Origin of the sequence: Acinetobacter sp. WU_MDCI_Abxd143, from assembly GCF_025514195.1 — a bacterium.
In the GTDB taxonomy this organism is placed as follows: domain Bacteria; phylum Pseudomonadota; class Gammaproteobacteria; order Pseudomonadales; family Moraxellaceae; genus Acinetobacter; species Acinetobacter pittii_H.
This window is the reverse complement of record NZ_JAHPTH010000008.1, coordinates 25,936-51,397: the sequence shown is the minus strand read 5'-3', so window position 1 is coordinate 51,397 and position 25,462 is coordinate 25,936. Positions and strand designations below refer to the sequence as shown.

General features: G+C 39.6%; 23 protein-coding genes. 9 read left to right on the top strand and 14 right to left on the bottom strand.

What is annotated here, in order from left to right:
* Positions 1 to 126 precede the first annotated feature (126 nt).
* Complete coding sequence (locus KTI79_RS13980) at positions 127 to 1,908, top strand: acyl-CoA dehydrogenase C-terminal domain-containing protein (RefSeq protein ID WP_086265222.1); 1,782 nt, start codon at positions 127 to 129, stop codon at positions 1,906 to 1,908.
* Positions 1,909 to 1,979: 71 nt separating this feature from the next.
* Here the strand turns inward: KTI79_RS13980 and KTI79_RS13975 are convergent, their stop codons facing one another.
* The gene (locus KTI79_RS13975; RefSeq protein ID WP_086265250.1) at positions 1,980 to 2,858 is read right to left on the bottom strand and encodes a LysR substrate-binding domain-containing protein; all 879 of its coding nucleotides are present in this window, start codon (positions 2,856 to 2,858) and stop codon (positions 1,980 to 1,982) included.
* A 123-nt stretch (positions 2,859 to 2,981) separates the two neighbouring features.
* Here KTI79_RS13975 and KTI79_RS13970 point away from each other — a divergent pair, with 123 nt between their 5' ends.
* Together KTI79_RS13970 and KTI79_RS13965 are read left to right on the top strand one after the other, a co-directional pair.
* A complete protein-coding gene (locus KTI79_RS13970; RefSeq protein ID WP_086265223.1) occupies positions 2,982 to 3,692 on the top strand; it encodes a glutathione S-transferase family protein in 711 nt (236 codons plus the stop codon).
* Between the two features lie 161 nt (positions 3,693 to 3,853).
* Positions 3,854 to 4,336 (top strand): phosphate-starvation-inducible protein PsiE, encoded by a 483-nt coding sequence (locus KTI79_RS13965; RefSeq protein ID WP_086265224.1) that lies wholly within the window; start codon positions 3,854 to 3,856, stop codon positions 4,334 to 4,336.
* 38 nt (positions 4,337 to 4,374) lie between these two features.
* On the opposite strand, the gene KTI79_RS13960 is transcribed toward KTI79_RS13965, so the two are convergent.
* Positions 4,375 to 4,758 (bottom strand): RcnB family protein, encoded by a 384-nt coding sequence (locus KTI79_RS13960; RefSeq protein ID WP_086265225.1) that lies wholly within the window; start codon positions 4,756 to 4,758, stop codon positions 4,375 to 4,377.
* 164 nt (positions 4,759 to 4,922) lie between these two features.
* On the opposite strand from KTI79_RS13960, the gene KTI79_RS13955 reads away from it, so the two are divergent.
* Positions 4,923 to 5,369, top strand: coding sequence for a hypothetical protein (locus KTI79_RS13955; RefSeq protein ID WP_002116392.1), 447 nt, complete (start codon positions 4,923 to 4,925; stop codon positions 5,367 to 5,369).
* A gap of 195 nt (positions 5,370 to 5,564) precedes the next feature.
* Here KTI79_RS13955 and KTI79_RS13950 read toward each other — a convergent pair whose 3' ends face one another.
* Both KTI79_RS13950 and znuD read right to left on the bottom strand, forming a co-directional pair.
* Complete coding sequence (locus KTI79_RS13950) at positions 5,565 to 7,028, bottom strand: phospholipase D family protein (protein WP_086265226.1); 1,464 nt, start codon at positions 7,026 to 7,028, stop codon at positions 5,565 to 5,567.
* Positions 7,029 to 7,103: 75 nt separating this feature from the next.
* Positions 7,104 to 9,179, bottom strand: a complete 2,076-nt coding sequence (znuD, locus tag KTI79_RS13945) for a zinc piracy TonB-dependent receptor ZnuD (RefSeq protein ID WP_086375822.1) — start codon at positions 9,177 to 9,179, stop codon at positions 7,104 to 7,106.
* 136 nt (positions 9,180 to 9,315) lie between these two features.
* Between znuD and KTI79_RS13940 the strand changes: the two genes are divergently transcribed.
* From KTI79_RS13940 to KTI79_RS13920, 5 genes are all read left to right on the top strand, one after another.
* Positions 9,316 to 10,080, top strand: a complete 765-nt coding sequence (locus KTI79_RS13940; protein WP_045900295.1) for a DUF4184 family protein — start codon at positions 9,316 to 9,318, stop codon at positions 10,078 to 10,080.
* A 170-nt stretch (positions 10,081 to 10,250) separates the two neighbouring features.
* A complete protein-coding gene (gene aspS, locus KTI79_RS13935) occupies positions 10,251 to 12,029 on the top strand; it encodes an aspartate--tRNA ligase (RefSeq protein ID WP_000986451.1) in 1,779 nt (592 codons plus the stop codon).
* Positions 12,030 to 12,167: 138 nt separating this feature from the next.
* The gene (locus KTI79_RS13930; protein ID WP_001251491.1) at positions 12,168 to 12,386 is read left to right on the top strand and encodes a hypothetical protein; all 219 of its coding nucleotides are present in this window, start codon (positions 12,168 to 12,170) and stop codon (positions 12,384 to 12,386) included.
* Complete coding sequence (locus KTI79_RS13925; protein WP_001170031.1) at positions 12,386 to 13,324, top strand: glycosyltransferase; 939 nt, start codon at positions 12,386 to 12,388, stop codon at positions 13,322 to 13,324. Before KTI79_RS13930 ends, KTI79_RS13925 begins: the two co-directional genes overlap by 1 nt.
* Before the next feature lie 37 nt (positions 13,325 to 13,361).
* Positions 13,362 to 14,381 carry a glycosyltransferase family 2 protein gene (locus KTI79_RS13920; protein WP_000498151.1) on the top strand — a complete coding sequence of 340 codons (1,020 nt, stop codon included), beginning with the start codon at positions 13,362 to 13,364 and terminating at the stop codon, positions 14,379 to 14,381.
* 27 nt (positions 14,382 to 14,408) lie between these two features.
* Here the strand turns inward: KTI79_RS13920 and rfbC are convergent, their stop codons facing one another.
* The 10 genes from rfbC to glnE form a co-directional block, all read right to left on the bottom strand.
* On the bottom strand, positions 14,409 to 14,960 hold the full coding sequence (rfbC, locus tag KTI79_RS13915) for a dTDP-4-dehydrorhamnose 3,5-epimerase (RefSeq protein WP_001195721.1): 552 nt from the start codon (positions 14,958 to 14,960) through the stop codon (positions 14,409 to 14,411).
* A complete protein-coding gene (gene rfbA / locus KTI79_RS13910; protein ID WP_000054001.1) occupies positions 14,950 to 15,840 on the bottom strand; it encodes a glucose-1-phosphate thymidylyltransferase RfbA in 891 nt (296 codons plus the stop codon). Before rfbA ends, rfbC begins: the two co-directional genes overlap by 11 nt.
* Complete coding sequence (gene rfbD, locus KTI79_RS13905; RefSeq protein ID WP_000698332.1) at positions 15,837 to 16,730, bottom strand: dTDP-4-dehydrorhamnose reductase; 894 nt, start codon at positions 16,728 to 16,730, stop codon at positions 15,837 to 15,839. Before rfbD ends, rfbA begins: the two co-directional genes overlap by 4 nt.
* A gap of 2 nt (positions 16,731 to 16,732) precedes the next feature.
* Positions 16,733 to 17,800: a dTDP-glucose 4,6-dehydratase gene (rfbB, locus tag KTI79_RS13900; protein WP_086265228.1), complete on the bottom strand. Its 1,068-nt coding sequence runs from the start codon at positions 17,798 to 17,800 to the stop codon at positions 16,733 to 16,735.
* Positions 17,801 to 17,935: 135 nt separating this feature from the next.
* Positions 17,936 to 18,979 (bottom strand): ELM1/GtrOC1 family putative glycosyltransferase, encoded by a 1,044-nt coding sequence (locus tag KTI79_RS13895; protein WP_000193719.1) that lies wholly within the window; start codon positions 18,977 to 18,979, stop codon positions 17,936 to 17,938.
* Positions 18,980 to 18,991: 12 nt separating this feature from the next.
* Positions 18,992 to 19,975, bottom strand: coding sequence for a glycosyltransferase (locus KTI79_RS13890; RefSeq protein ID WP_086265229.1), 984 nt, complete (start codon positions 19,973 to 19,975; stop codon positions 18,992 to 18,994).
* A 2-nt stretch (positions 19,976 to 19,977) separates the two neighbouring features.
* On the bottom strand, positions 19,978 to 20,787 hold the full coding sequence (locus KTI79_RS13885; RefSeq protein WP_000499405.1) for a polysaccharide deacetylase family protein: 810 nt from the start codon (positions 20,785 to 20,787) through the stop codon (positions 19,978 to 19,980).
* A 13-nt stretch (positions 20,788 to 20,800) separates the two neighbouring features.
* Positions 20,801 to 21,688, bottom strand: coding sequence for a mitochondrial fission ELM1 family protein (locus tag KTI79_RS13880; RefSeq protein WP_086265230.1), 888 nt, complete (start codon positions 21,686 to 21,688; stop codon positions 20,801 to 20,803).
* Between the two features lie 68 nt (positions 21,689 to 21,756).
* Positions 21,757 to 22,683, bottom strand: a complete 927-nt coding sequence (locus KTI79_RS13875) for a branched-chain amino acid transaminase (RefSeq protein ID WP_086265231.1) — start codon at positions 22,681 to 22,683, stop codon at positions 21,757 to 21,759.
* A gap of 24 nt (positions 22,684 to 22,707) precedes the next feature.
* Complete coding sequence (glnE, locus tag KTI79_RS13870; RefSeq protein WP_086265232.1) at positions 22,708 to 25,458, bottom strand: bifunctional [glutamate--ammonia ligase]-adenylyl-L-tyrosine phosphorylase/[glutamate--ammonia-ligase] adenylyltransferase; 2,751 nt, start codon at positions 25,456 to 25,458, stop codon at positions 22,708 to 22,710.
* Between the last annotated feature and the right edge of the window lie 4 nt (positions 25,459 to 25,462).

Sequence of the window (25,462 nt, the reverse complement as noted above, 5' to 3'; positions counted from 1 at the left end):
GACTGCTCAGTTTTGACGGTCCTTTTTTTATAAAATCAATGATAAATTTACACTTTAAATTCCATATCCATTTCGTTTTACAGGATATCTAGCACAGGCCAATGTGCACAAAAAAGGTGAACGATTATGCCAATTTACAATGCTCCTTTAGCTGATATGAAATTCATCTTAAATGATGTATTTAAAGCAGAACAATTTTGGCAGTCTAATGAGAAACTCGCTCATGTAGATGCTGCAACAGCTGAAGCAATTTTAGAAGAAATGGCTAAATTTGCTCAGAACGTGACTCATCCATTAAACCGTACCGGTGACGAAGAAGGCGCTCGCTATGAAAACGGCGAAGTATTCACACCAGCTGGTTTTAAAGATGCATTTCGTCAATATGCAGAAGGTGGTTGGATTGGCTTAGGTGCCGATGAAGAATGGGGCGGTCAAGGCATGCCAAAAATGCTCACCGTTCTTTCTGATGAAATGTTATTTGCGACAAACCCATCATTTATGCTTTACCCGCTTCTTTCAGTGGGTGCAGGTATGGCTTTAAACAGCTACGCATCTCAAGAGCAAAAAGAGACTTATTTACCTAAGATTTATTCAGGTGAATGGTCAGGCACCATGTGCTTAACTGAGCCACATGCAGGTACTGACTTAGGTATTATCAAAACTAAAGCTGAACGTAATGAAGACGGCACTTATAACATTACAGGTACTAAAATCTTCATCACTGGCGGTGACAACGATCTAGTAGAAAACATCATTCACTTAGTACTTGCTAAAACTCCAGATGCCCCTGCTGGTTCACGTGGTATCTCGTTATTTATCGTACCGAAATACCTTGTAAATGAAGATGGTTCTTTAGGCGACAGTAACCATGTTGGCCCAGGTTCAATTGAACATAAAATGGGTATCAAAGCATCTGCAACTTGTGTAATGAACTTTGATGGAGCTAAAGGTTACCTCGTTGGTAAAGAAAACGAAGGTCTTGCAGCAATGTTCGTTATGATGAACTACGAACGTTTATCAATGGGTATTCAAGGTTTAGGCGCATCTGAATTTGCATATCAAAATGCTGCTCAATACGCGACTGACCGTTTACAAGGTCGTAGTGCAGCTGGTGTTCAATCACCAAACAAACCTGCTGACAGCATTTTAGTGCATGGTGATGTACGTCGTATGTTGTTAAACGTACGTGCAAACAATGAAGCATCTCGTGCATTTGCAGTTTATGTAGGTCAACAACTCGATATTACTAAATTCTCAACTGATGCAGCAGCAGTGAAAAAAGCCAATGACCGCGTTGCGCTTTTAACTCCAATTGCAAAAGCTTACCTCACAGATACAGCATTCCAAGCGGCTTTAGATGCTCAAATGGTATTTGGTGGCCACGGTTATATCCGTGAATGGGGTATGGAGCAATGTATTCGTGACCTTCGTATTGCTCAAATCTACGAAGGAACCAACGGCGTTCAATCTCAAGATTTAATTGGTCGTAAAACCATTAAATGTGGCGGTGCTTTCATCGCGGAATACATCACTGAAATTCGTGACTTTGCAAATACATTAGATGCGGATTTAAACTTTATTAAAGATGCAACTTTAGATGCTGCAACTGAAATCGAAGCAATCACTCAGTTTATTATTGAGCAAGCTGCTGAAAATGTAGAATTCCCGAACTCAGCTGCGGTTGATTATTTACATGCTGTCGGTTTACTCAGCTTCTCATACATGTTTGCAAAAATTGCAGCAGCAGCAAAAGATAAGTCTGGTGATTTCTACCAAAATAAACTTGCTTTAGCTCAGTATTTTGTTGAACGTATTTTGCCTGATATTGATGCGCGTATTGCTAAAATCAAAGCTGGTTCTGACTTAATTATGGGCTTTAGTGAAGATTACTTTACAAATCAAGCTTAATTAAGCTCTTCATAAAAACGCCTGAATAATCAGGCGTTTTTTGTTTCTGATCATAAAAACAAGAATAACTTTTAAGTTTTTAGCTTCTCGACCAAGAATTCGGCGGTAATATTAACACTTGGTAAAAGCCCTCGTCTTGTTAGCATTAATAAACTGGTCGTTACACTACCGGCAGACCAATCTGGCAAAACATTAATTAAACTTCCACTCGATAATTCATGAATACAAAAAGTTTCAGGTAAAAGTGTAATACCCAATCCCCTTTTTGCAGCCCCCTTCAACGTCTCCGATTCATTTGCTACAAAGCGAGTATTTGGCCGTACTATTTCTTTCTGACCATTTATATTTTGAAAATGCCATGGATTCATTTGCAACTCAGGCCATAAGCCTTGATGGTCCACTAAATCTTGTGGTGAATTAATTGAGGCTGTGTCCATTAAATAAGTAGGTGCTGCAACAGCAATAATTTTATCATTTTTAAGTACACGTTGAATTAATCCGGAATCCGGTAATGGTTGAAAATGACTACGGATCACGATATCAAAGTTTTCACTCATAACATCAACGTAACGATCAGTTACCTCTACTTGTAATAATAACTTAGGATAACGTTCCGCAAGTTCAGGCAAACAATCTGATAAAAGATACTGAGCAATAGGTACAGAAGCACTCAACCGGACTACACCACTTGGCTCTTGTTGTTGTATTAATAAATTTTCTTCTGCATAACGAAACTCATCTACTGCATTTTTGGCATGTTGATAAAACAGTTTTCCTGCTTCGCTTAAAACAAAACTACGCGAACTACGGTGAATTAACGTTAAGCCTAGCTTTTTTTCTAATATTGCAACACGCTTACTGATTGTTGATTTAGGTAAATTGAGCTGTTTAGCTGCGGCAGAAAATCCTTGATGTTCTACAGCAACAACAAAGAGATAAACATCATTCAAGTTTTGTCTAAGTAGCATTCTTCAATGTCCATATATGTAGACAATAAGTTTCATAATACCTAACTACTAGAAACTTTTCTGGCGACTTAAGATGATTTTACACATCACAAAAGAGTAATCATCATGTCTACTTTCACTTTATTTTATGGCGTCCCTTCTGGCTGCTCATTTGGTTCAATTGTTGCCTTGGAATGGTCAGGTTTACCTTATCAGCTCTGTAGAATCGAGATGCCGGCTCAGTGTAATACCGAGGAATACCGCCAAATTAATCAAGTCTGTGAAACACCTGCATTGCTCTACGATAATGGTAAAGTTTTAACGGAAAGCATGGCTATCTTGAACCATATCATGGCAAAAAGCCTGAATGCGGCTTTTCATTATGAGCAAGGAACAGAACAATTTAATCTTTTTAATCAGAAACTAGCTTTTTTGAATACGACTTTATTCAATGCATTTAGCCCACTCTGGTATAGTCTTGAACACTCTTCATCAGAAAGTAATAAACAAGCATTACGTGAATATGGAGCAGTCCAAGTTAAAAAAGCATTTACCGCTTTAGAAAATAGCCTGATAAATCAAACTTGGCTAATGGGCGATCAATTGTCTTTTGTAGACGGATACTACGCAGGTATCGCACGATGGTTGAAATATCATAATGTTATTGATATTGATCAATTTCCAAACTGCGAACGACTTTATGAACAATTACAAAATGAGGCAGCGGTTAAATTTGCACATGCAATTGAACAAGAACAATCCGTAAAGAGTACAGGTAACTTTTTAGGCCATATTCTCTTTGAAGATGTCATTCAACAATATAAAAATTTGAAATAGTCTTTGTATTTATAGTAGATCTCAGCTCAATACTTGACTTGAATTAAATCGTCATAAAAACGCCTGAATAATCAGGCGTTTTTTATTTTATATTTACTATTTCCATTGGCACAAAATTTGTTTAATTTCTAAATATTATGAAGTAAACAAAAGATCTCATTATGCCTGATTCTAAAAAATACGAACGGATACTTGACCGCTTCGGACATTACGCCGTAGAAGCCTTCCATTATTTAGCCTTGTTTATTATCGGGTGTATGGTGGCATGGTCGGCAGCCAATACCGTTTTTGAAATTCTGACTGTCAAAAAGTACGCTTCAATTGATGATATTTTATTATTATTTATCTACTTGGAATTGGGAGCAATGGTTGGAATTTACTTTAAAACCAATCATATGCCTGTGCGCTTTCTTATTTATGTTGCAATTACAGCCTTAACCCGACTACTCATTTCAGATATTCAACATGATCATAAAGCGGATATTGATCAAGTCATTATTACGGGCTCAATTTTGATTTTAGCCTTATCTATTTTAGTTGTACGATTTGCTTCATGGCACTACCCATCAGTAATGAAAGAGAAACACGCAAAAACCTCAAATAATTTGAAAACCCCTCAACCGCAAGATGACGAGTTAGCATAGAAAAAGGCCTCAAAATAGAGGCCTTTGTTATATTACATTTAACGAACTCGATAAATGTTATGTCTTGAGTCTACTAATAAGTATTGATTAGGGGTTTTAACCCAATGGTATCCACGTGGTGGCGCATATAAACGGTGCGCTCTCCAGTCCGAAACATAATAGCGGCTATGGCGATATTGGGTAGGAATACGTTCACCACGTTTAAAAGCAACATAGTTACCATAATGCTTACCACGATCAGAGTTTGACCAAACTGGCGCTCGGTGATCATTACGATAATCATGACGGCGGTCATCACGATGCTCATATCGATCATAGTTTTTACCATGTTTATTGTCCCAACGATGACCTGAATCAGCCATCGCGGTAGCTGATATACCTAACATCAATGTTGAAAGAACAAGAACGATTGGCTTTTTCATGGCCTATTTCCTTTTAATCTTGATATGGAGCTAGATTAGAAGACAGTCGAGGAGAAACCATGAATAAAACAGCTTTGATTGCTAAACTTTGTAATGACTATAAAGAAAATATGAAGAATCTGTATCTGTGCTACCATTAGCATTTTCAAACTAGGTCAATTGCTGTGTCTGAAATCAGTTTTGAGCGTCTTCATCAATTCTTTTGCAAAGTTCCAAGTGTACAAGAAGCCCGTATCATGGCTCATGGAGCAGATGGCGAACATGCTTGGTGGTTTAAGTTCAGTATTGACGTAGAGCATGCACTTGCATGGCAAACAGTTCAAGAACTAGGTCATGTTTTAAATTACCTATCGACGAATGAACGTCTGCCCACATTATTCTTTCCTGTTTCACCACCACCTTATATGAATGGTGAAGCCAAAGATTTTTTATCATGGATTATTCAGTGTAATCATCCGGAGTTTTCTCCAGATGTGGTCTGTGATTGGCTTGAAGCACGTTTGCCGAATCCTGTTGACGACGAGTCGCAGTGGAAAATTAAGACAGATTTGAGTGAAATAGAAAAACTTGATGATAAAGCGTTGGATCAATTGATTCCGCCAGCACCTTAAATCGGACTTATAGCACAGCCTTTGCTTACAGTGATGTTCTTATGTCTTTTGTATAGGCTAATGCCTCACTTTTGAGAGGTCAAAAGTGACAAAAACCTTTGTTTCACTGATGTTGCTTCCCTGCAACACAGTGAAACGGCGACATCCATGTCGCCAATCATCTTGCTATTTTTTGGAAAACTCCAAAGATAGTGATTAAAAAGTCGACAACCCTGACCATTCCATAAAACGATAAATCCAATACTTCACTTTAGACTCATCTGCATACTTCGCATAATCCACACTCATCTGTCTATCTTTTAGGTTTGACCACGAGGTATTGAAGTAATCTTGTGCATCTTTAAAAACTTGATCTTGAACTTTGCCAATGACCAACATATCCGTTTCAAGGTTATAATTTTTTAAATTACGGGCCGTAAAGTTGGCAGATCCTACGATCAACTCAGCGTGTTGGGTATTATATTTTAAGATCATTTTGCTATGGTTCTGCTCGCCATGGGTATCACACCAACGGATTGGAATATCAGCAGCATGTAGCTCTGAAGCCACCTGACGGTTTGGAATACCATTCTTTTGTCTACCAAATGCATCTTTATTTGGATCGAGTAAAACACGAACAATAACACCTCGTTCTTGAGCATTTTTTAGTGCTTGAATAATCTTACGTTCAGATAGATAGAACATACTTAAATCAAGATGCTCTTTCGGCTTCGCTGAGTTAATCAATTTCAATACAGATTCATAAATTGCGCCCTCAGTTAAAACTTGCACTTGAGGTTTAGTTACGTCTTTCTCAAAGTCACCTAAAATGAGCGATGGGGAGCTACTGCCTGACATTTGTGCAACTGCAGCTTCAGTTTGAAGAACATCAGCAGCTGTCGCCCCTGTTACAACCAACGCGACATTAGAGTGTCTAGAGCTGCCATCGTGTGGATTTGCTGAGGTCACCAATGACTTCCAACCAGCATCGGTATCAACGACAACAGTCTTACGGTGATTGGCCTTAAAATTAAATAAGTTTAAATAGCTGCGCAGTGTAATTTTTTCATCACCGAATGGATTTGGTAACCAGCCCTTTTCAGGGTTATTGCCAATATTTTGACAGCAGATGTACCAGAAGCCTGACCAGAATGGGCTAGAAGCACGCAAAGGGGCTAAATTCGTTTCAATCACATCAACACCTGCCTGACGTAACTGACGGTAGTGTTCAGGGCTGATACCACCGTATACCGAGTTAATCGGGTCGGTAATCATAACGATCTGAATTTGGCGATTTTGTCTTTTCTTACTTACTAATGCATCGGTTAGCTCTTGCATTAATGGTCTTTGCTTGAGTTTTGAGTCACCCACTTCTGAATTAAACAAGAACATATCCACCACAATCGTGGTTTTTGCCTCATCAATCATTTTCAAGATTTCATCAAAGATGTGCTGGTCAACCTGCTGTTGCCCTTTTGCATCAAGATAAGTTTTGTCTGCTAAAAATTTAACATCGGCATGTCTAAGCTTGCCACTAAAGTTAATCCCTTGTGGTAATGGTTTTACTGTGTGGTAAATCGCCGATGCAACATATGCAATAGCAACAACGCAAAGTAATACCGCCATATAACGACGCCCTGACCAATTTAACTTTTGATGAATTCGTTGAAAAATACGCATAAAAAAGACCTAACTTGATGGTTTCAAATTAGGTCTTTTGACTTGATTTTTCAAGTTTAGTTTCGTGTTAAAGCCTTAGAAACTAAAATCAACACCCACAGTAAAATTACGTCCAACTTGTGGAATATTTGATAAGAATGAAGCATGCTGATAAACCGTGTCATCTAACAAGTTATTTGCTTTCATATAAACACGGTAATCTGTTTTTGCACCATATTGTCCAGAGTATGCCACGCCAAGATTAAGCATGTTATAGCCTTCAGTTTCGGTCTCGTAAGCTGCGATCTTATCTTGATTAAAGACATGGTAGTACTCGGCAGAACCGCTAAAGCCATCGCCAAAATCTGCATCAACTTTAGTACCTAAACGTCCCGCTGGAATACGTGGAGCGTTACCCTCGGCATCAATTTTACCGCGTACATAGTCACCAAAAGCACTGATCTTGTATATTGGGGTAATTTGATAACCAATCTCACCCTCGGCACCATAGAAACGAGCTTTATCTTGAGTGTATTGAACTAAACGGAAGTCTTTATAACGGTCAAGGGTTTGCGCATAGATGTAGTCATCAAACCAGTTATGGTACACATGAAGATGATAATCGAGTTTGTCATTATCAAAATGCAAACCTAACTCAACATTATTCGATTTTTCCTTACTGAGTTGATCATTGCCTAACTCATAAGTATTCGTCGCAAAATGTCCACCATTTGCATATAACTCTTGAGCTAAAGGTAAACGCTCTTGATGTGAAGCGACAAAAGAAAGTTTATAGTTCGGTGCAAACTCCCAATTCGCAGCACCTGCGTAAGAAAATGCTGAACCATCAAAATCCTGTTTAGAATTATCGTCTACATCAATTTCTTGCTGATCTGCACGGGCAGAAAGCTCAAAATGTACGTCTTTCCATTGTTTATGTTCTAAAGCAAATACGCTCCACTTTTTGGTAGTGGTCGGGGCCATAAATGCTTCTTCACCAGTTAAATCTAATTTCTGTTGACCTAACTGTGCGCCAATTACCCCTTCCCAACTTGCAATCGGGTTATGTACTAACTCAATGCGTCCATCATAGCCTTTGTTTTGGAATCGGGTTGCAATTGCGCCCTCTTCAATTTCATCATGCTGATAGTCAGTATAGCTTGCTTGCGCACGTAACTTTTGGAAGCCTGCAAATGGATCATTTAACTCGGTTTTAAAATCGTAACGCTCAGATTTTAAATCAATCCATGGGCCGCCATGCTCGTGCTCATGTTCTTCATGCTCATGATCGTGAGCTTCTTCACCTTCTTCATGCTCATGGTCACCACAATGCAAATGCGGTCTTCCACCTAGATGAGCGCTACAACTTTCATATTCATGGCTATGCCCCGGTAAACCATACTGGTCTCGACGGTTACTATACGAAATACCCGTATAACCGCGATCATAAATCCAAGACAACCCCACATTCACTGAATCACCTTGTGCAAAGGTATTGTCTACACGGCGCTCTTTTTCACCTTCATGAATATAGTTTGGTGCAATATAGTTATTCGCATCACGTGTTAACCCCTCAACACGTAATGCAACTTGGCTTCCCAACCCTACAGTTACCCCAGCACTCGCCAGCTTTTCATCACTTCCAGTGTTGTAACGTAAGCCAACTTGTCCTTCATAACCATTTTCAGGCATTTGTGTAGGGATCTTGTTATCAATAACGTTGACTAAACCACCAACAGTTCCCGCACCAAACAATAAAGTAGAGGGACCACGAATCACTTCAACTTGTTTTGCGAGAACTGGATCTACTGTTACAGCATGATCAGGAGACAAAGTTGAGACATCCACATTTTCAGATGAATTTTGAAGAACTTTAACACGTGGTCCATCTTGGCCACGAATCACCGGACGACTTGAACCAGCCCCAAACTGATTCGCATAAATCCCCACCTCACTATTGAGCGCATCCCCAATAGTGGCGGCCCCTTCAGTCAAATGCTTTTGGTCAACTACAGTATCAGCGACTGCAAAATCTTTTGAAGTTTGCTCAAGGGGGTGCGCCTTGATGCGGATAGTTTCTAACTTCTCAACATTTTCATTTTCTGCTGCAAATACAGGTATGGATATGGCAGCCAAAATGGATATGGTCAAAATATTTTTATAGAACAACATGAGGTGATTCTCTGATCGCTACGCCTTTTGTTTTGTTATATTATAACATTTCAGTTGTTTTGCAATAAAAAACATTTCTAATCAGATGATTCGTTAGACTGGCCAATTAAATGATGTGAGTAATTCCTGTTTTATAATGCCTTTTACCATCTCTCATGCCGTTATCGCCCCTCCACTTGCTAAATTGAGCCGAAACACGTTACCCATTGCCGCCTTAGCAATTGGCAGTATGACGCCCGATCTTTACCGCTTATTTACAATGCAATCAGGTATGCTGACTCATCAATGGAAGGGGCTTTTCTACCCAAACCTTGCGTTAGGGTTATTATTCTGTGTCATTTGGTATTTACTTTACCGACCTGTGGTTTACCGTTTTTTTGGTATCCAACACGATTTAAAACTAGATTCTTTTAGACATTTTTTTAGCTTTTTTATTGGAATTATAATTGCTCTACTCATTGGTATAGCAACACATCTCATTTGGGATGGGCTTACCCACTCAGACTTTAGAACTTTTATATTTCAAGACTTTTTATCGCAAACTGTTCACTTGTTTGGCCGTCCTTATCCATTGCATCGCCTTCTTCAACTCGGTTCTTCTGCTCTGGCATTACCTTTTTTAGGCTGGATGAGTATTCATTACTATCAGCGCCATAAACAGCATTGGAAAGTAAATTATAAAATTAAAATTTTTGCTTGGTCTTTATTTGCTTTATCTACACTTTTAGGCTTATTTTCATTTTGGGACTATGCCCGTTATATTCCCCATGAGGTTTGGCATTCTGATACCTATTATTTTACTGGCCGCTCTATTAATGAGTTTATGCAAGGTTGGTTAAGTACGTTTAGTTTGGGATGTCTATTATTCTTATTTTTAGATGGACAACAAAGAATGGGCTAAATAGCTAAACTTGCTGCCAAATTGCTCATTTTTAGCTAAATTATAGCTGTTTTTTGATCTAGTTCTTGTGGCATGCCATTCAACAGGGCATAATCGAAAACTTATTTTTTTGACGGTGCGCGGTTTACGCATCCGTCTTTTCAGCCAATATAGTTTGGATAATCTTCATCATGATGCGAACTCATTACTGTGGCTCTTTAACTGAAGCCCAAATCGACCAGACCGTTACATTATGCGGTTGGGTACATCGTCGCCGTGACCATGGCGGTGTTATTTTCCTTGATATGCGTGACCGTGATGGTCTCGTTCAAGTGGTTATTGACCCAGATACTCCAGAAGCATTTGCAACTGCAGATAAAGCACGTTCTGAATATGTATTAAAAATTACAGGTCGTGTTCGTCGCCGTTATGAAGGTACTGAAAACCCAAATATGGTGAGTGGTCAAATCGAAGTCTTAGGCAAAGAAATCGAAGTTCTTGCTGCATCTGAAACTCCACCATTCCCATTAAATGATGACACTATTAACGTGTCAGAAGAACACCGTTTAAAATATCGTTTCTTGGACATCCGTCGTCCAGAAATGTTAGAGCGTTTACGCTTCCGTTCTAAAGTAACCAACTTGATTCGTAACTATTTAGATGATCATGGTTTCTTAGACGTTGAAACTCCGATTTTAACTCGTGCAACCCCTGAAGGTGCGCGTGACTATTTAGTACCAAGCCGTGTACAAAATGGTAGCTTCTATGCACTTCCACAATCACCACAATTGTTCAAACAATTGTTGATGGTTGGTGGTATTGATCGCTACTACCAAATCGCGAAATGTTTCCGTGATGAAGACTTACGTGCTGACCGTCAGCCTGAATTCACTCAAATCGACATTGAAACATCGTTCTTAAACGACGATGACATTATGGATTTGATGGAAGGTATGACTGTTAAATTATTTAACGACTTGCTTGGCGTAAAATTTGAAAAATTCCGCCGTATGCCATACAGCGAAGCAATGCGTGATTATGCATCTGACAAACCAGACTTGCGTATTCCGTTAAAACTCGTTGATGTTGCAGACTTAATGCAAGAAGTTGAGTTCAAAGTATTTGCAGGTCCAGCTAAAGACCCTAAAGGCCGTATTGCAGCACTTCGTGTACCGGGCGCAGGTTCATTAACACGTAGTCAAATTGATGAATACACTAAATTTGTCGGTATCTACGGTGCAAAAGGCTTAGCGTACATTAAAGTCAATGAAATCGAAAAAGGAATTGAAGGTCTTCAATCTCCTATTGTTAAATTCATCGAACCAATCGTAATGCAATTGCTTGAACGTGTTGGCGCTGAAAATGGCGATATCGTATTCTTTGGTGCGGACAAAGCTAAAATTGTAAATGATGCAATGGGCGCCCTTCGTGTCAAAATCGGTCATGACTTGAACCTTGCGACTTGTGAGTGGGCTCCACTTTGGGTTGTTGACTTCCCAATGTTTGAAGAAACTGACGATGGCAAATGGACTTCTGTTCACCATCCATTCACATTACCTAAATCTAGCGTAGAAGACGTGAAGAGCAATCCAGGCGAAGCACTTTCTGTTGCTTACGACATGGTATTGAACGGTACTGAAGTTGGTGGTGGTTCACTTCGTATTTACACATTAGAAATGCAAAAAGCGATTTTTGAAGCGCTTGGTATTTCCGATGAAGAAGCAGAAGAAAAATTCAGCTTCTTACTCAATGCGCTTCGTTACGGTGCACCTCCTCACGGTGGTTTGGCATTTGGTCTTGACCGTTTAGTAATGCTTATGACTGGCGCGACTTCAATTCGGGATGTTATTGCGTTCCCTAAAACGAAAACTGCTGAATGTCCACTTACTCAAGCACCGGCTCCTGTGGAAGCAAACCAGCTTCGTGACTTGGGCATCCGCTTACGTGAACAACAAAAGAAAGAAGCTTAATTGCTCTTTAATAAAAAACCCTGCAATTGCAGGGTTTTTTATTAGAAATAAGATATATATTCGACTTACCTAAGCTATGCTTTGCGAATAAGCTGGTCAGTGGCATAATAAGGAGCTTTTAATTTAGAGGTCAGCTTTATGGCTATGCGCCCAGATGTACGACGACATGCTTTAGTCGTGATTGTATTCTCCCTCGCACAATGGTTTTTCATGCGCTACATCCTTGCGAATGAATTATTTAACCTCACGACGAACCAACGTATTCTTTATTTCTGTGTAAGCAGTTTAGTCGGTGCATTACTTATCTTTGTTGCACTGATTTATATGGTGCTCAAAGGTAATGCGGATAAAAAGTAATGCAAAAGAAACTGCTCATCATTGGTAAACGCAGCGGTATTTTGCAGTGGTACGAAAATATTCTTGCTGCTGCCCATCAAAGCCCTGATTATGAAATCCAAGGCTTTGCCTTAAATCATAACAATACCACCGATCGGTTTCTGAAAAAGCTATTACCAAACAAAGATATATATACGGCAAATTTACTCAAAAAGAAACTGCAAACGTTTCAGCCAGATTTGATTCTCATTGCCGATCTTTTTTATTTTAATGATCATTTACTGCAAGTTTTGGCAGACTTTCCATGCAAAAAAGCACATTGGATTGGTGACTTTTTTGATGAACGCTTATTAAAATCTAAAGACGTCATTGATTTATATTGCTTTACCGATTCTAGCTTTATCGAAGATGCGAGAGCAATGGGACTAAATCATGCCATTTATCTGCCTCTTGCTTATAATCCAAATGTCTTCTTTTCTAGCAATGAACAAAAAGATGATCGTCTTTTATTTGTAGGCGCATGGTCGCCTGATCGACAAGAGCTCATTGAACAGATTCCCCTTCCCCTCACTGTCTATGGGAAAGGATGGGATAAACTCAGCAAATCAAACAGTATTGTTCACCCTCACAATATTCCTTTGACTGAAGTTGCCGAACTCTACAGAACGCATCGTTACATCTTGAATGTCATTAACAAGAAAAATATTCGTCAAGGTATGAATATGCGTTGTTTCGAAGCTCCGGCTTGTGGTTGTATTTTGGTAAGCGAGTATGTTGAAGATCTAAACTATGCTTTTGATATCAAAAATGAAATTATTTCATTTGAGAATCCGCAAGAATTGCAATTGAAGTTAAAAGATCCAATAATCAGCGCTGAAGCAGCCATGTATAAAGTTCAACAGAGTCATACTTATAAAAATAGGATAGAGACCGTCGTTGACTTATTGCTTCAAGCTTAAGTTTTAGCTTTTTTAATTTTGTATAGGCCACCCTCACGTGTTTGTTAGTGTTATTGTTCCAAGTTATAACCATGACCAATATTTAGAAGACAGAATTGAGAGCATTCTTAACCAAAGCTATTCGCAATTTGAAGTGATTCTTTTAGATGATCTATCACCCGATCATAGTGCCGAAATTTTAGCGAAATACAAAAGCCATCCGAAAGTTTCACATTGCATCATCAATGAACAAAATTCAGGCTCAACATTTTGCCAATGGAACAAAGGCATGCATCTAGCAAAAGGCGATCTGATCTGGATTGCAGAGTCTGATGATGTTGCCGACTTACAATTTTTGGAAAAATTAGTCCCTCATTTTGAAAAAAATCCTAAGCTTGTTCTTGCCTACAGCCAATCTCATCGAATGAATGCACAAGGTGAAGTCACGGGTTCATGGAAAGATTTTACTGATCAAGTTGATTCAAAATTATTTGAAAATGATTTTGAAATGAATGGTCTCGAATATATCGAAAGATTTTTAAATGCTCAAAACACCATTCCAAATGCCAGTGGTGTCATTTTTAAAAAACAGACTTATTTCGATGTAGGTGGAGCTAATCCAAGTCTACGCTTTATTGGTGATTGGGAAATTTGGGCAAAAATCGTATCGCAAGGTGACATCTTCTTTACGCATGAGTGTTTAAATTATTTCCGCTACCATGACACCAGTGTTATTGCCCAAGCCAAAAAGAAAAAAGATCATTTTGAAGTAAGACGGCAAGTGATTTTGCTCCGCCAAAGCATGTCTCAATTCTTAAAAGACTATTCCAAGACACATCCAGAAGCCAAAAAGGCTTACTGTATTAACCAGCAGAGCTTATCTAAAGAATTGAGAAAAAATGCTTCTTTGGCAATTCGTCGTCGCTATTATGATCGAATTATTCCAACGAGTATCACTGCACTACAGACTCTACCTTTTTATGTTGTCCCTTTTTACATACTCAAATTACTTATTCAGTTCATTTTATCAACCTGTTTAGTCGCACCATATAAAATAATATTGAAACAGCCTCGATAAAAAAAGAGGAGATAAACTCCTCTTTTTTTATGCTTTAAATGCATCTGCAATCTGATCTTTATCACTCACCAACACCTCACCAACCTCATCAAGAGGCCAGTTAATCGCTAGTGTTGGATCATTCCAAATAATAGCGCCTTCACTTTCTTTATTGTAGTAATTGGTGGTTTTGTACAAAAACTGGGTATTGTCTTCAAGTGCGATAAAGCCATGAGCAAAACCTTCCGGTATCCAAAACATGGTTTTATTTTCTGCACTCAGTTCAACACCAACCCATTCACCATAAGTTTTTGAGTCAGGTCGAATATCTACCGCAACATCCCAAACACGACCTTGTACAACACGTACCAGTTTTCCTTGCGCATAAGGTGCATTTTGATAATGCAACCCACGTAACACACTCTTTTGAGACAATGAATGGTTATCTTGTACAAAAGTTGGAACAGGCAAGTTTAATTGTTCAAGTGCTTGTGCAAAACGTTGCTGATTAAAGCTTTCCATAAACCAGCCGCGATCATCACCAAATACATTTGGATGTAGAATCAAAAGCCCTTCTATTTTAGTCGTTTCAACCTGCATTTGACTCTTCCCAGATTTTTTTCAAATATTGACCATATTCTGTTTTTTTCAAAGCTTCAGCACTTTCTAAAAGTTTCTCTTTGCTAATCCAACCTTGATTGAAACCAATTTCCTCTAAACATGCGACTTTTAATGACTGACGCTTTTCTACAGTATAGATAAAGTGACCTGCTTCTAAAAGCGATTCATGCGTGCCCGTATCCAACCATGCAAACCCTCGCCCTAAAAGCTCCACATTCAATGAACCATCTTTCAGATATGCATTATTGATGTCAGTAATTTCAAGTTCGCCACGTGCAGATGGCTTCACTTGTTTAGCAAACTCTACAACACGATTGTCATAGAAGTACAAACCCGTCACGGCATAAGGTGATTTTGGCTTTAATGGTTTTTCTTCAATGCTGAGAACTTTTCCAGTTGGGTCAAACTCGACAACACCAAAACGCTCTGGGTCTGTCACATGGTAACCAAATACTGTTGCACCATGCTCTCGATTACTCGCAGCTTCTAATTGTTTGCCAAAACTTTGACCATAGTAAATATTGTCACCCAAGATCAAACAAACATTATCTTGACCAATAAACTCTTCACCAATTAAAAATGCCTGTGCCAAACCATCTGGAGAAGGTTGTACTTTATAAGTAAGTTCAATACCAAATTGAGAACCATCACCGAGCAGTTTTTCATATTGGGGTAAATCTTCTGGTGTCGAAATCAATAAGACTTCACGAATACCGGCAAGCATCAATACAGACAATGGATAGTAAACCATTGGTTTATCGTAAATTGGCAAAAGCTGTTTCGATACACCTTTGGTAATTGGATGTAAGCGTGTACCTGAACCACCCGCTAAAATAATACCTTTACGTTTGAGACTCATTTATTTAATAGCTCCACTATGGTTCGCTTTACACCATCTTGCCAGTTAGGTAGACAGAGTTTAAAAACATGCTGTATTTTTTGGTTGTTCAATCTTGAATTGTGTGGTCTGGTTGCTGGTGTTGGGTAAGCCTTTGTTGGAATTGGATTAACCTTTTGTACAATCAGCGCCTGTCCTAATGACCGTGCTTGCTCAAATACATAACTTGCGTAGCCAAACCATGATGTTTCACCACTCGCCACCAAATGATAGACACCAGCTTTACTCACATCGGCTACGACTTGAGGAATAGCATGTGCAGTAATATCAGCAATTAGCTCAGCAGAAGTTGGAGCACCAATCTGATCATCAATAATCGACAACTCTTCACGTTGCTGAGCCAAGTTCAACATCGTTTTCAAGAAGTTTTTTCCTTTACTTGCATAGACCCATGATGTTCTGAAAATTAGATGCTGACAGCCACTCTCAACAATTGCCTGTTCGCCTAATGCCTTGGTTTTACCATAGACATTTAATGGTGCAATTGCATCTGTTTCAACAAAAGCTGTTTCACCTGCCCCGTCAAAAACATAATCGGTAGAGTAATGCACAAATAAAGCTTTAATTTGCAAACATGCATCGGCTATAGCCTTTACAGTTTGATGATTCACAAGATCAGCCGAATCCTGCTCAGTTTCAGCCAAATCAACAGCTGTATAAGCAGAAGCATTAACGACTACATCGGGTTTTAGCGCCACAATCGTGTCAAAAATTGCCGATGGTTGAGTCATATCGCCAGATAGACCATTTAAACCATGACGGTCTAATGCAACTACCTCGCCCAAAGGAGCAAGCGCTCGCTGTAGCTCCCACCCAACTTGTCCATTTTTTCCAAGCAATAAGATCTTCATAGTTATCCTTGATATTGCTTGTTTAACCAAGACTGATATTCGCCACTTTGAACGTGTGCAACCCATTCAGTATTACTTAAATACCATTCAACGGTTTTACGCAGGCCCGTCTCAAACGATTCTTGCGGAACCCAGCCTAAGTCATTTTTAATTTTTGTCGCATCAATTGCATAGCGCACATCGTGACCTGGGCGATCTTTGACATAGGTAATTAAATCTTTGTACTGTGCTACACCTTCCGGCTTATTCGGTGCCAATTCTTCAAGTAATGTGCAAATCGCATGAACAACTTCGATATTGGCTTTTTCATTGTGACCGCCAATATTATAAGTTTCCCCAACCACACCTTGCGTTGCAACAGTAAAGAGTGCTCGTGCATGGTCTTCTACAAATAACCAGTCACGAATTTGCTGACCATTGCCATATACAGGGAGTGGCTTGGCTTGCAAAGCATTTAAAATCATAAGCGGAATCAATTTTTCCGGGAAATGAAATGGCCCATAGTTATTTGAACAGTTGGTCACCAACACCGGTAAACCATAAGTACGGTTCCATGCACGGACTAAATGGTCTGAGCTGGCTTTGCTTGCAGAATATGGTGAACTTGGTGAATACGATGTTGTTTCGGTAAATAGGTCGTTTGTACCTTCTAAATCACCATAGACTTCATCGGTTGAAATATGATGGAAGCGGAATGTTTCCTTTTTTGAACCATCAAGGGTTAACCAATAAGTACGGCTTGCTTCCAACATTTGGTATGTACCAATAATGTTGGTCTCAATAAAAGCATAAGGTCCTGAAATTGAACGATCTACGTGCGATTCAGCAGCAAGATGCATCACTACATCAGGTTGAAAACTTTTAAATAATTCATCTAAAGCTGTACGGTCACAAATATCGGTCTGAGAAAACTGATAACGTGGGTGATCGGCAACAGAGCTTAAAGACTCTAGATTTCCCGCATAAGTGAGCTTATCGACATTTAATACTTCATGTTCAGTATTTTGAACAATATGACGAACCACCGCCGAACCAATAAAACCTGCACCACCAGTAACCAAGAACTTCATAATAAATCATGTAACTCCATTTTCTTAGTCACGGATTTTATCACCTATTTCCTATTTAATTTAGCGTTAACCTCAGAAAGCCCTACGCAGTTTGACCATTATTACAAAAAATAAAATATAAATACTTAGCTAAACTTATTTGTCCAAAACCCGATTTAACTTCCGAGTTATTTCGCTGGTATGATCTTGCATCTCTAACTCTTGAACAACCTGAGAGATTTGATAAGAATCTGAAACAGTTAATAAATATAGCCAATGTTGCTGTGCTAAAAACTTTAATTGGTGCTTAATCTGTTCATCCTGCATGGACTGCTCATCATAAAGTACCAGCAACTTACTTCCTGACATGACCACTTCTGCCACCATCGAAGTCGAGTCCGGACTCGTTAGAATCCAGTCAGCTGCTTTAATATAATCTTTGATATCACAGCTTTGGCCTTGTGCTACCCATGTTAACTGGTCATGAGGCTGAAAAATGCCGTACTGCTCAGCAAGCTGCTGTAATTCTTTTTCAAAAGTAATCGGTGTTCTTCGTGATGTTGTCAGTAGCAATCTCGCTGTAGGATATTGCTTTCGAACCTGCTGTAAAACAGTTGCCCATTGTGCCGCTTCACCAATTTTTACTGTTTTAGTGTCAGCACCAATCAAAATTGCAATCGTTTGCTCAGCATTTTGAATACCCAAATGTTCCCGCGCCCGCTCACGTGTTAGAGGTAAAGCACTCATTTTATTCGGTGCAATTGGATAATAAAAATAATGAGGCAATACGGCTTGTTGCTCATGAATGGTAAATACCACATCAAACAAGTCAGCACGAATCCCCCGTAATGAACTTGCGACCAGATTTTTTACAGGCTGATCTTTGAGCAAATGTTGTTTGAGCAATAGATTGGCAAGTAGAGTGTTTCCCCCTGCCGATACAATATAAGCAACCTGTTTCTGCTCTAATGCACTTAGGGTTTGGGAGTCAAGAAAATAACGTAACCACTCTGTATTTATTGAAAACTTGATCAATAACTTGAGAACACGATACAACCATTTTTTAGGTAGATTTAATTGAACCCATTCCACCTGATAATCTTGTTGTTGATTCAGTAGCTGAACTATTCCTTGTGTTTGAGTTTCATGGCCTGCTTTACCATCGGTCAACGCTAGGATGAAAGGTTTTTGTTGTGTCATCAATCCATCATCCTATGCTGAAAGCAATGATTGATAGACTTGGACCGTATGATCAATCATTTTTGTAAAAGTCAGTTGTTCCTGTGCCAGAGCATAAGCCTTTTTAAAACTTGCTTCAGGGACTACCACATCCAAATAGTTTTGAATCACTTGTTGCAATGCTTCAATATTATTTGGTTCACATAGAAACTCAACAGGAATAAACTCAGCCATCATTCCGACATCAGTTCCTAACACAGGACGTTGAAGCAATAAACTTTCAGCAAGTGTATACGGACCCCCTTCACGCAAGGAAGACACAATCAAAGCCTCATGGTCTGTAATCAATGGGTGAATATTGTCGCTATACCCATACAAGTGAACCCGATCAGCTAATTGGTACTCTTGAATCAATTGCTCTAACTTTTCTCGTTCTTCACCATCACCAACAATAGTTAATTGGTGTGAAATGTTCCGCCAAGCAGCCAGTAAAAGATCGAAACCTTTCACTTCATTTAAACGTCCAATGGCAATAAATTTTCTATTTTTTACAAATGATTGAGCAGGCATATTCAAAGAAATACCATTATAGACCACACTGAGTTTTTCCGGCTGCCCCACAATCTGCGCGAGTCGCTTACTCACACAAATGATATGATCAAATGCTAAGTAAGAATCAATCTTTTTCTTTGCACCATGGATAGTCACCACACAAGGGAAATCAAAACCTGCAATCATGCCTTGCAACAGTTTGGCCGTTTTAGAAGCATGAGCATGTAGCACTTGTGGTTCTGTCCCCAATATTGTTTTTTTTAGCAGATACTTCGTCCACGGGTTATAACGACTGCCACTCATATCAAAAGCAACAAAGTTTACCGAACTTTCCACCTGACTTTGATATTTCTGATGTGCAATTAAAGAAACTTCATGTGCTTGTGATAAACCAGCAGCCAGCTCAAGTACATGCTTTTCTAAGCCACCTTCCTCATCACTTGCCATCACAAGCGTAATTTTCATGATTAGCCCTCACGCGTACCAAGTTTTAAACGAAGCTTGACGGCGAATAATGAATCTTTTCCGCTGATCTTAATACGTTGTAGTTGCATAAAGTCCGGCTGTTCATCATCAATGCCTTCCATTGTGGTCACTGCATTGCTATACCCTGACTGTTTTGCCAGTTTAACATCTCGGTCTGAGTAAATACCAAATGGATAAGCAAAACTGGTTACTGGTTTTTCTATCAGTTGTTCAAGCCACTGCTTTGAATCTGATAGTTCTTTTAAACAATCCGTATCATCCAGTTTGTTTAAATTAGCATGCGTTAACGTATGTGAACCAATTTCAATCAGTTCGCTATCTGCCAGTTGCTTGACTTGAGCATCATTCAACTTAGCCTCACGCATGAGTTCACCACTATTATGATGTTCTTTTTTATAGGTTGACCAATCACGATCATGACGATCAACCACCACATATATGGTTGCCTTGGCCTGATATTTTTCTAAAATGGGATAAGCATTTTGTAAGTTGTCTAAATAACCATCATCAAAGGTAATGGCAACTGTTTTGGCTGGGTGCTTTCCCCAGTTCTCTTGCAATTCGTGCATCGTTACAAAATGGAAGCCTTGCGCTTTCATCCAGGCAACTTGCTTTTCAAACTCAGCGGGCTTGACCCGAAGCTTATTAAATTTGGCACCATTAATATGGTCTCGTACCATGTGATACATCAATACACGTGGTCGATTCCAATCCACTGCTGGCTTCCACCACGCATACTTATAGCTAAATAACACAATAAGCAAGACCAGTAAAATCAGGATATAAAACACAATGCCAAACTCATTATTTCGCTAAAAGATATGTTGCCACACGGTCTGCTTCTTTAAAAGCATAAGGTTGTGGCAACTGTACGACACAAGTATTCTGTGAAATTAGTTGTGATTCTATCATTTGATCAATCGAGTGCGTAATTCTATCGTCTTTCAACCGATCGATTGCTATGACCCCTACGCGACAACCCGCAGTAAGTGCTTCAAAAACCATAGAAACACTATCTTCTGTTACCCATACAGCTTCTGCTTTTTGCATCTCTTCAAAAATCCAGCCTTGAGGTGTTTGCTCAACCGGAAATATTTGTAAATGCTGGGCAAAACTTTGTTGTCTTAAAATATCAATAAACTCTGCTGGTGTTCGACGTGAAGTGGTCAGAATAATTTCAGCGTCTGGATTATTCTCAACAATTTTTTGAACACTGGTTAATACTTTATTTTGGTTCCATTGATGTCGTTTAGATGAACCACCTAAAGCGATTAAAACTCTCGCGGTTTGATGGCGATTTTCATTACGGATGGGGTTTAATGCACCACGCGTGACAATCACATGGTTATCGGCGTGAATACCGTCATGCTCCGGAATAACAGCATAATCAAAGCAAGCTACAGGTAAGTTAGGCTTCATCAAAATAATGGTTTTTGCTTTTCTAAAAATTTTGCCGAGCAACCAGACACGAAAATGTGTGTGGCTTCCCACTCCAAATATAAAATCGGGCACTTGTTTAAATAAGGATTTTTTTGAAGAGAAGAGTGTCTTAATTAAAGAAATAATAGGTAAATCAGCAATTAAGACCTCTTCAAAAGTTGTTTCTGGCTGTTGTCTTTGCATTGCCTGAAACAAGCCTAATGCTTGTGAGCGGTGTCCTGCCTTTCCATCAGACACATAGACAATATGCATAGAAGCTCCCTAAGCCAAAAAATAAAAAGGCGAAACTTATGTTCGCCTTTTTATGTTAACGGATTAACTTATTTTACGTAAGTTAACCAGTGTTCATATTTCGGATTTCTACCTTGAACCGCATCAAAGTAAGTTTTTTGGATTTCAGTGGTAATTGGGCCACGAGTACCCGAACCGATTTGACGGTCATCGTATTCACGAATTGGTGTTACTTCAGCAGCAGTACCTGTGAAGAATGCTTCGTCTGCAATATAGAATTCGTCACGTGTAATACGGCGCTCAACAACTTGGTAACCAAGATCTCTAGCGATTGTCATTACAGTTTGACGTGTAATACCATCAAGCGCACCACCAGCGATATCTGGAGTGTGTAAAACGCCATCTTTAATTAAGAATACGTTTTCACCTGAACCTTGGCATACATAACCTTGTGGGTCCATTAACATTGCTTCATCGTAACCAGAATGTGCAACTTCTTGGTGAGCAAGAATTGACAACGTGTAGTTACCAGATGCTTTTGCTTTACACATCGTCACGTTTGGATGATGGTGAGTAAATGATGACGTTTTAACGCGAATACCTTTAGCCATCGCTTCATCACCAAGGTATGCACCCCACGCCCATGCAGCAACAGCGGCATGAATCGTGTTATTTGTTGCTGCAATACCAAGTTTTTCTGAACCGATCCAGATCAACGGGCGTAAATAGCAAGAAGCTAATTTATTTTCACGAACAACATCAATTTGTGCTTGTTCAAGCGTTGCTTGATCATACGGCACTTTCATTTGATAAATTTTTGCTGAATTTAACAAACGTTTTGTGTGGTCTTGAAGACGGAAAATCGCTGTACCTTTAGGTGTTTCATAAGCACGAACACCCTCAAATACGCCCATACTGTAGTGTAATGTATGGGTTAAAACGTGAATCTTTGCATCACGCCAATCAATTAATTTTCCATCTTGCCAAATAAAACCATCACGATCAGCCAAATTCATGGAACACTCCAAATTGTTATAAAATCATTCACTATCCAACTCAACCGAGGCGGTTGGGTCTATTAATCTTTGCCATAAATTGCAAACGACCGCACGGGTACTACGCCAGTCCGCTGCGCTGACTTGCATGGATTGATTTGCAAGGGCTAAACGGTGGCTTTCGGCACGTTCACTAAGATAGGCTCGAATTAATGCTGTGGCATCTTCACTGGATAAGCAGTCTGCTTTAGCAGCATCTTCTAATATTCTTACATTATCAGAATAATGGGCGAGATCGGGTTTCGTCCCGCTCCATGCAAGTACAGCATACTGTGCCATAAATTCGATATCGACGATACCACCTGCGTCCTGTTTTAAATGAAAAATACCATGTTTTTTTTGTTCAGAAGACGAACCTAGGTGATCTTTCATTTTCTGACGCATTTTCAACACTTCTTCACGAACATAAGCCTCATCTCTAGATTGAGTCAATATCTCGCGGCGAAATATTTCAAATTTCTGGCAAAGCGCTTCATCGCCAGCAATAGAGCGTGCTCGAACTAATGCCTGATGCTCCCAAAGCCATGCACTTTTCAACTGATAGTGCTCATAGGCTTTCAGACTCGTTACCAGTAAACCTGCCTCACCTGAAGGTCTTAAGCGTGTATCAATTTCATAGACACGACCATCTAGCGTTTGCGTAGTCATCAAAGACATAAACTTTTGAGCAACACGCATAGCAAATTCAAAGCCACTAATTGACTTGGTTCCATCCGTATCAGCTTGTTCATCTAAGTAATGAATAAAGACAAGGTCTAAGTCAGAACCATAGCCCAGTTCAATCCCCCCCACTTTGCCATACCCAATGACAGCAAAAGCTTTGTAGTCGAGTGAGCAGCGTTTCCCATCAACGTCCTTTGGGTAACCATGACGCTTCGCCACTGTCTGATAAGCTAAATGGAGAGTTGCGTTTACACTGACTTCAGCAATATCAGTCAATGCATCAGATACTTTCATTAATGGGCTTTCAGCTAACACATCACTTGCAGCAACAGTTAACACATTGCTCTTTTTAAACAGGCGAAGTGCTCGCATTTGGTCTTCGACCTGATCAATCTCAATACGAAGCAATTGCTGACGTAATGAGTCTTCTAAGTCCTTACGTTTTGGTAACTCAAAATCCATCGATAAGAACTCATCCAGCAGTACTGGATATTGCGTTAGCTCTTCACAAATCCACGGACTCACCGTCGCCATTTTCACTAAGCGTTGCAGTGCCCCCTTACTTTCAATCAACATCACCAAATACACGGTTCGACGCATGACTGATTCAATCAGTGGCATTAAGCGCAACAGTGCAGTTTGTGGTTGTTCTGATTGCAAGATGGCTTCAATTAAATGAGGCCAGAAGGTTTTTAAACGCTGCACAGCATTTGAAGGGAGTTTCTTAAGTGCATGACCATGCCAAAACTCATGAATCAGATTTCTCGCATTGTCATCCAACACTTCATCTAACTGCTGCTCTAACTGTCCGAAATTTTCAGTTGCTGCATTAGAGCTGGTATCTTCAATGAGCTGCTTAAATTGAACTTTTACCTTTTGACGTTTCTCATTAAGAACATCAAGAAACTCATTCCAGCTAGCGAAATCTAAGGTATCAATAATGCGTTGTCTTAAGTCCAATTCTTCTGGTAATAATTGGGTTTGCTGATCGTTGAGAGCTTGAATTGCATGTTCAACACGGCGTAAGAATAGGTAAGCATCTTCAAGTTCTAATACAGCTTGTTTTTCTAATAAGCCAGCTTCACCAATGTGCTCAAGACTAACTAAACATTGACGGTCTTGTAACTCACGTTTAGACCCGCCATAAATAAGCTGGAAGACCTGAACAATAAACTCAATTTCGCGAATACCACCCGCTCCGAGTTTAATATCATCCTCAATATGACGACGTAAGACTTCGCGCTCAATCATCGCTTTCATATCACGCATGGCAGCAAAAGCGGTGTAATCGACATAACGACGAAATACAAAAGGACGTGTCATTTCCAATAAGTCTTGTCCTTCTTTTCCCCCAGTGACAACGCGCGCTTTAATCCAAGCATAGCGCTCCCACTCACGGCCATGTTGACTTAAATATTTTTCTAAAGCTGCATGACTAATCGCTAGTGCCGAACCGTCTCCCCAAGGACGCAAGCGCATATCAACTCGAAATACAAAACCATCGGCAGTAATGTGTTCAAGCAAATAAATGAGTTTTTGTCCCCACAAAATACAGAACTGCTGTACATCAATACATTTGCGACCGTTGGTTTCACCTTGCTCATCAAAGGCAAAAATTAAGTCGATATCACTCGACAAGTTAAGCTCTTGAGCACCAAGTTTACCCATGGCAACAACAATCAAATCTTGAACTTTGCCAGAGTAACTCACAGGTTCACCGTGTTTCGCCACAAGTGTGACACGCGCAAAATCCTTTGCTGCACAAATACTGGCATCGGCAAAATCAGAAAGTTCACGAGTGAGTGTGACAACATCAGTCAGCTGATTGGCATCCTGCCAGATCCAGCGGAACATTAAACGGCTACGTAAAATGCGCATTCCGCGCATCCAAAGCGTTTCATCAGCAATCCCATCTAGCGTGGTCTGTACAAACTGGTAAATCTGTTTGGTCGAGAGCGGTGCAGTAAATTGATCTATTTGATAATCTTGTTCTAAAACAGCTTGATGCAAACCTAAAACTTGTTCTGCGTACTGACTGGCACGCAATGTTTTTTGTAACTGCTCCGCATTCATATAA

Bases quoted from the DNA above. Each gene is read 5' to 3' on its own strand.
- KTI79_RS13980 (WP_086265222.1), top strand. From the start codon at position 127: ATGCCAATTTACAATGCTCCTTTAGCTGATATGAAATTCATCTTAAAT.
- KTI79_RS13970 (WP_086265223.1), top strand. From the start codon at position 2,982: ATGTCTACTTTCACTTTATTTTATGGCGTCCCTTCTGGCTGCTCATTT.
- KTI79_RS13965 (WP_086265224.1), top strand. From the start codon at position 3,854: ATGCCTGATTCTAAAAAATACGAACGGATACTTGACCGCTTCGGACAT.
- KTI79_RS13960 (WP_086265225.1), bottom strand. From the start codon at position 4,758: ATGAAAAAGCCAATCGTTCTTGTTCTTTCAACATTGATGTTAGGTATA.
- KTI79_RS13950 (WP_086265226.1), bottom strand. From the start codon at position 7,028: ATGCGTATTTTTCAACGAATTCATCAAAAGTTAAATTGGTCAGGGCGT.
- znuD (WP_086375822.1), bottom strand. From the start codon at position 9,179: ATGTTGTTCTATAAAAATATTTTGACCATATCCATTTTGGCTGCCATA.
- KTI79_RS13940 (WP_045900295.1), top strand. From the start codon at position 9,316: ATGCCTTTTACCATCTCTCATGCCGTTATCGCCCCTCCACTTGCTAAA.
- aspS (WP_000986451.1), top strand. From the start codon at position 10,251: ATGATGCGAACTCATTACTGTGGCTCTTTAACTGAAGCCCAAATCGAC.
- KTI79_RS13930 (WP_001251491.1), top strand. From the start codon at position 12,168: ATGGCTATGCGCCCAGATGTACGACGACATGCTTTAGTCGTGATTGTA.
- KTI79_RS13925 (WP_001170031.1), top strand. From the start codon at position 12,386: ATGCAAAAGAAACTGCTCATCATTGGTAAACGCAGCGGTATTTTGCAG.
- rfbC (WP_001195721.1), bottom strand. From the start codon at position 14,960: ATGCAGGTTGAAACGACTAAAATAGAAGGGCTTTTGATTCTACATCCA.
- rfbA (WP_000054001.1), bottom strand. From the start codon at position 15,840: ATGAGTCTCAAACGTAAAGGTATTATTTTAGCGGGTGGTTCAGGTACA.
- rfbD (WP_000698332.1), bottom strand. From the start codon at position 16,730: ATGAAGATCTTATTGCTTGGAAAAAATGGACAAGTTGGGTGGGAGCTA.
- rfbB (WP_086265228.1), bottom strand. From the start codon at position 17,800: ATGAAGTTCTTGGTTACTGGTGGTGCAGGTTTTATTGGTTCGGCGGTG.
- KTI79_RS13895 (WP_000193719.1), bottom strand. From the start codon at position 18,979: ATGACACAACAAAAACCTTTCATCCTAGCGTTGACCGATGGTAAAGCA.
- KTI79_RS13890 (WP_086265229.1), bottom strand. From the start codon at position 19,975: ATGAAAATTACGCTTGTGATGGCAAGTGATGAGGAAGGTGGCTTAGAA.
- KTI79_RS13880 (WP_086265230.1), bottom strand. From the start codon at position 21,688: ATGCATATTGTCTATGTGTCTGATGGAAAGGCAGGACACCGCTCACAA.
- KTI79_RS13875 (WP_086265231.1), bottom strand. From the start codon at position 22,683: ATGAATTTGGCTGATCGTGATGGTTTTATTTGGCAAGATGGAAAATTA.
- glnE (WP_086265232.1), bottom strand. From the start codon at position 25,458: ATGAATGCGGAGCAGTTACAAAAAACATTGCGTGCCAGTCAGTACGCA.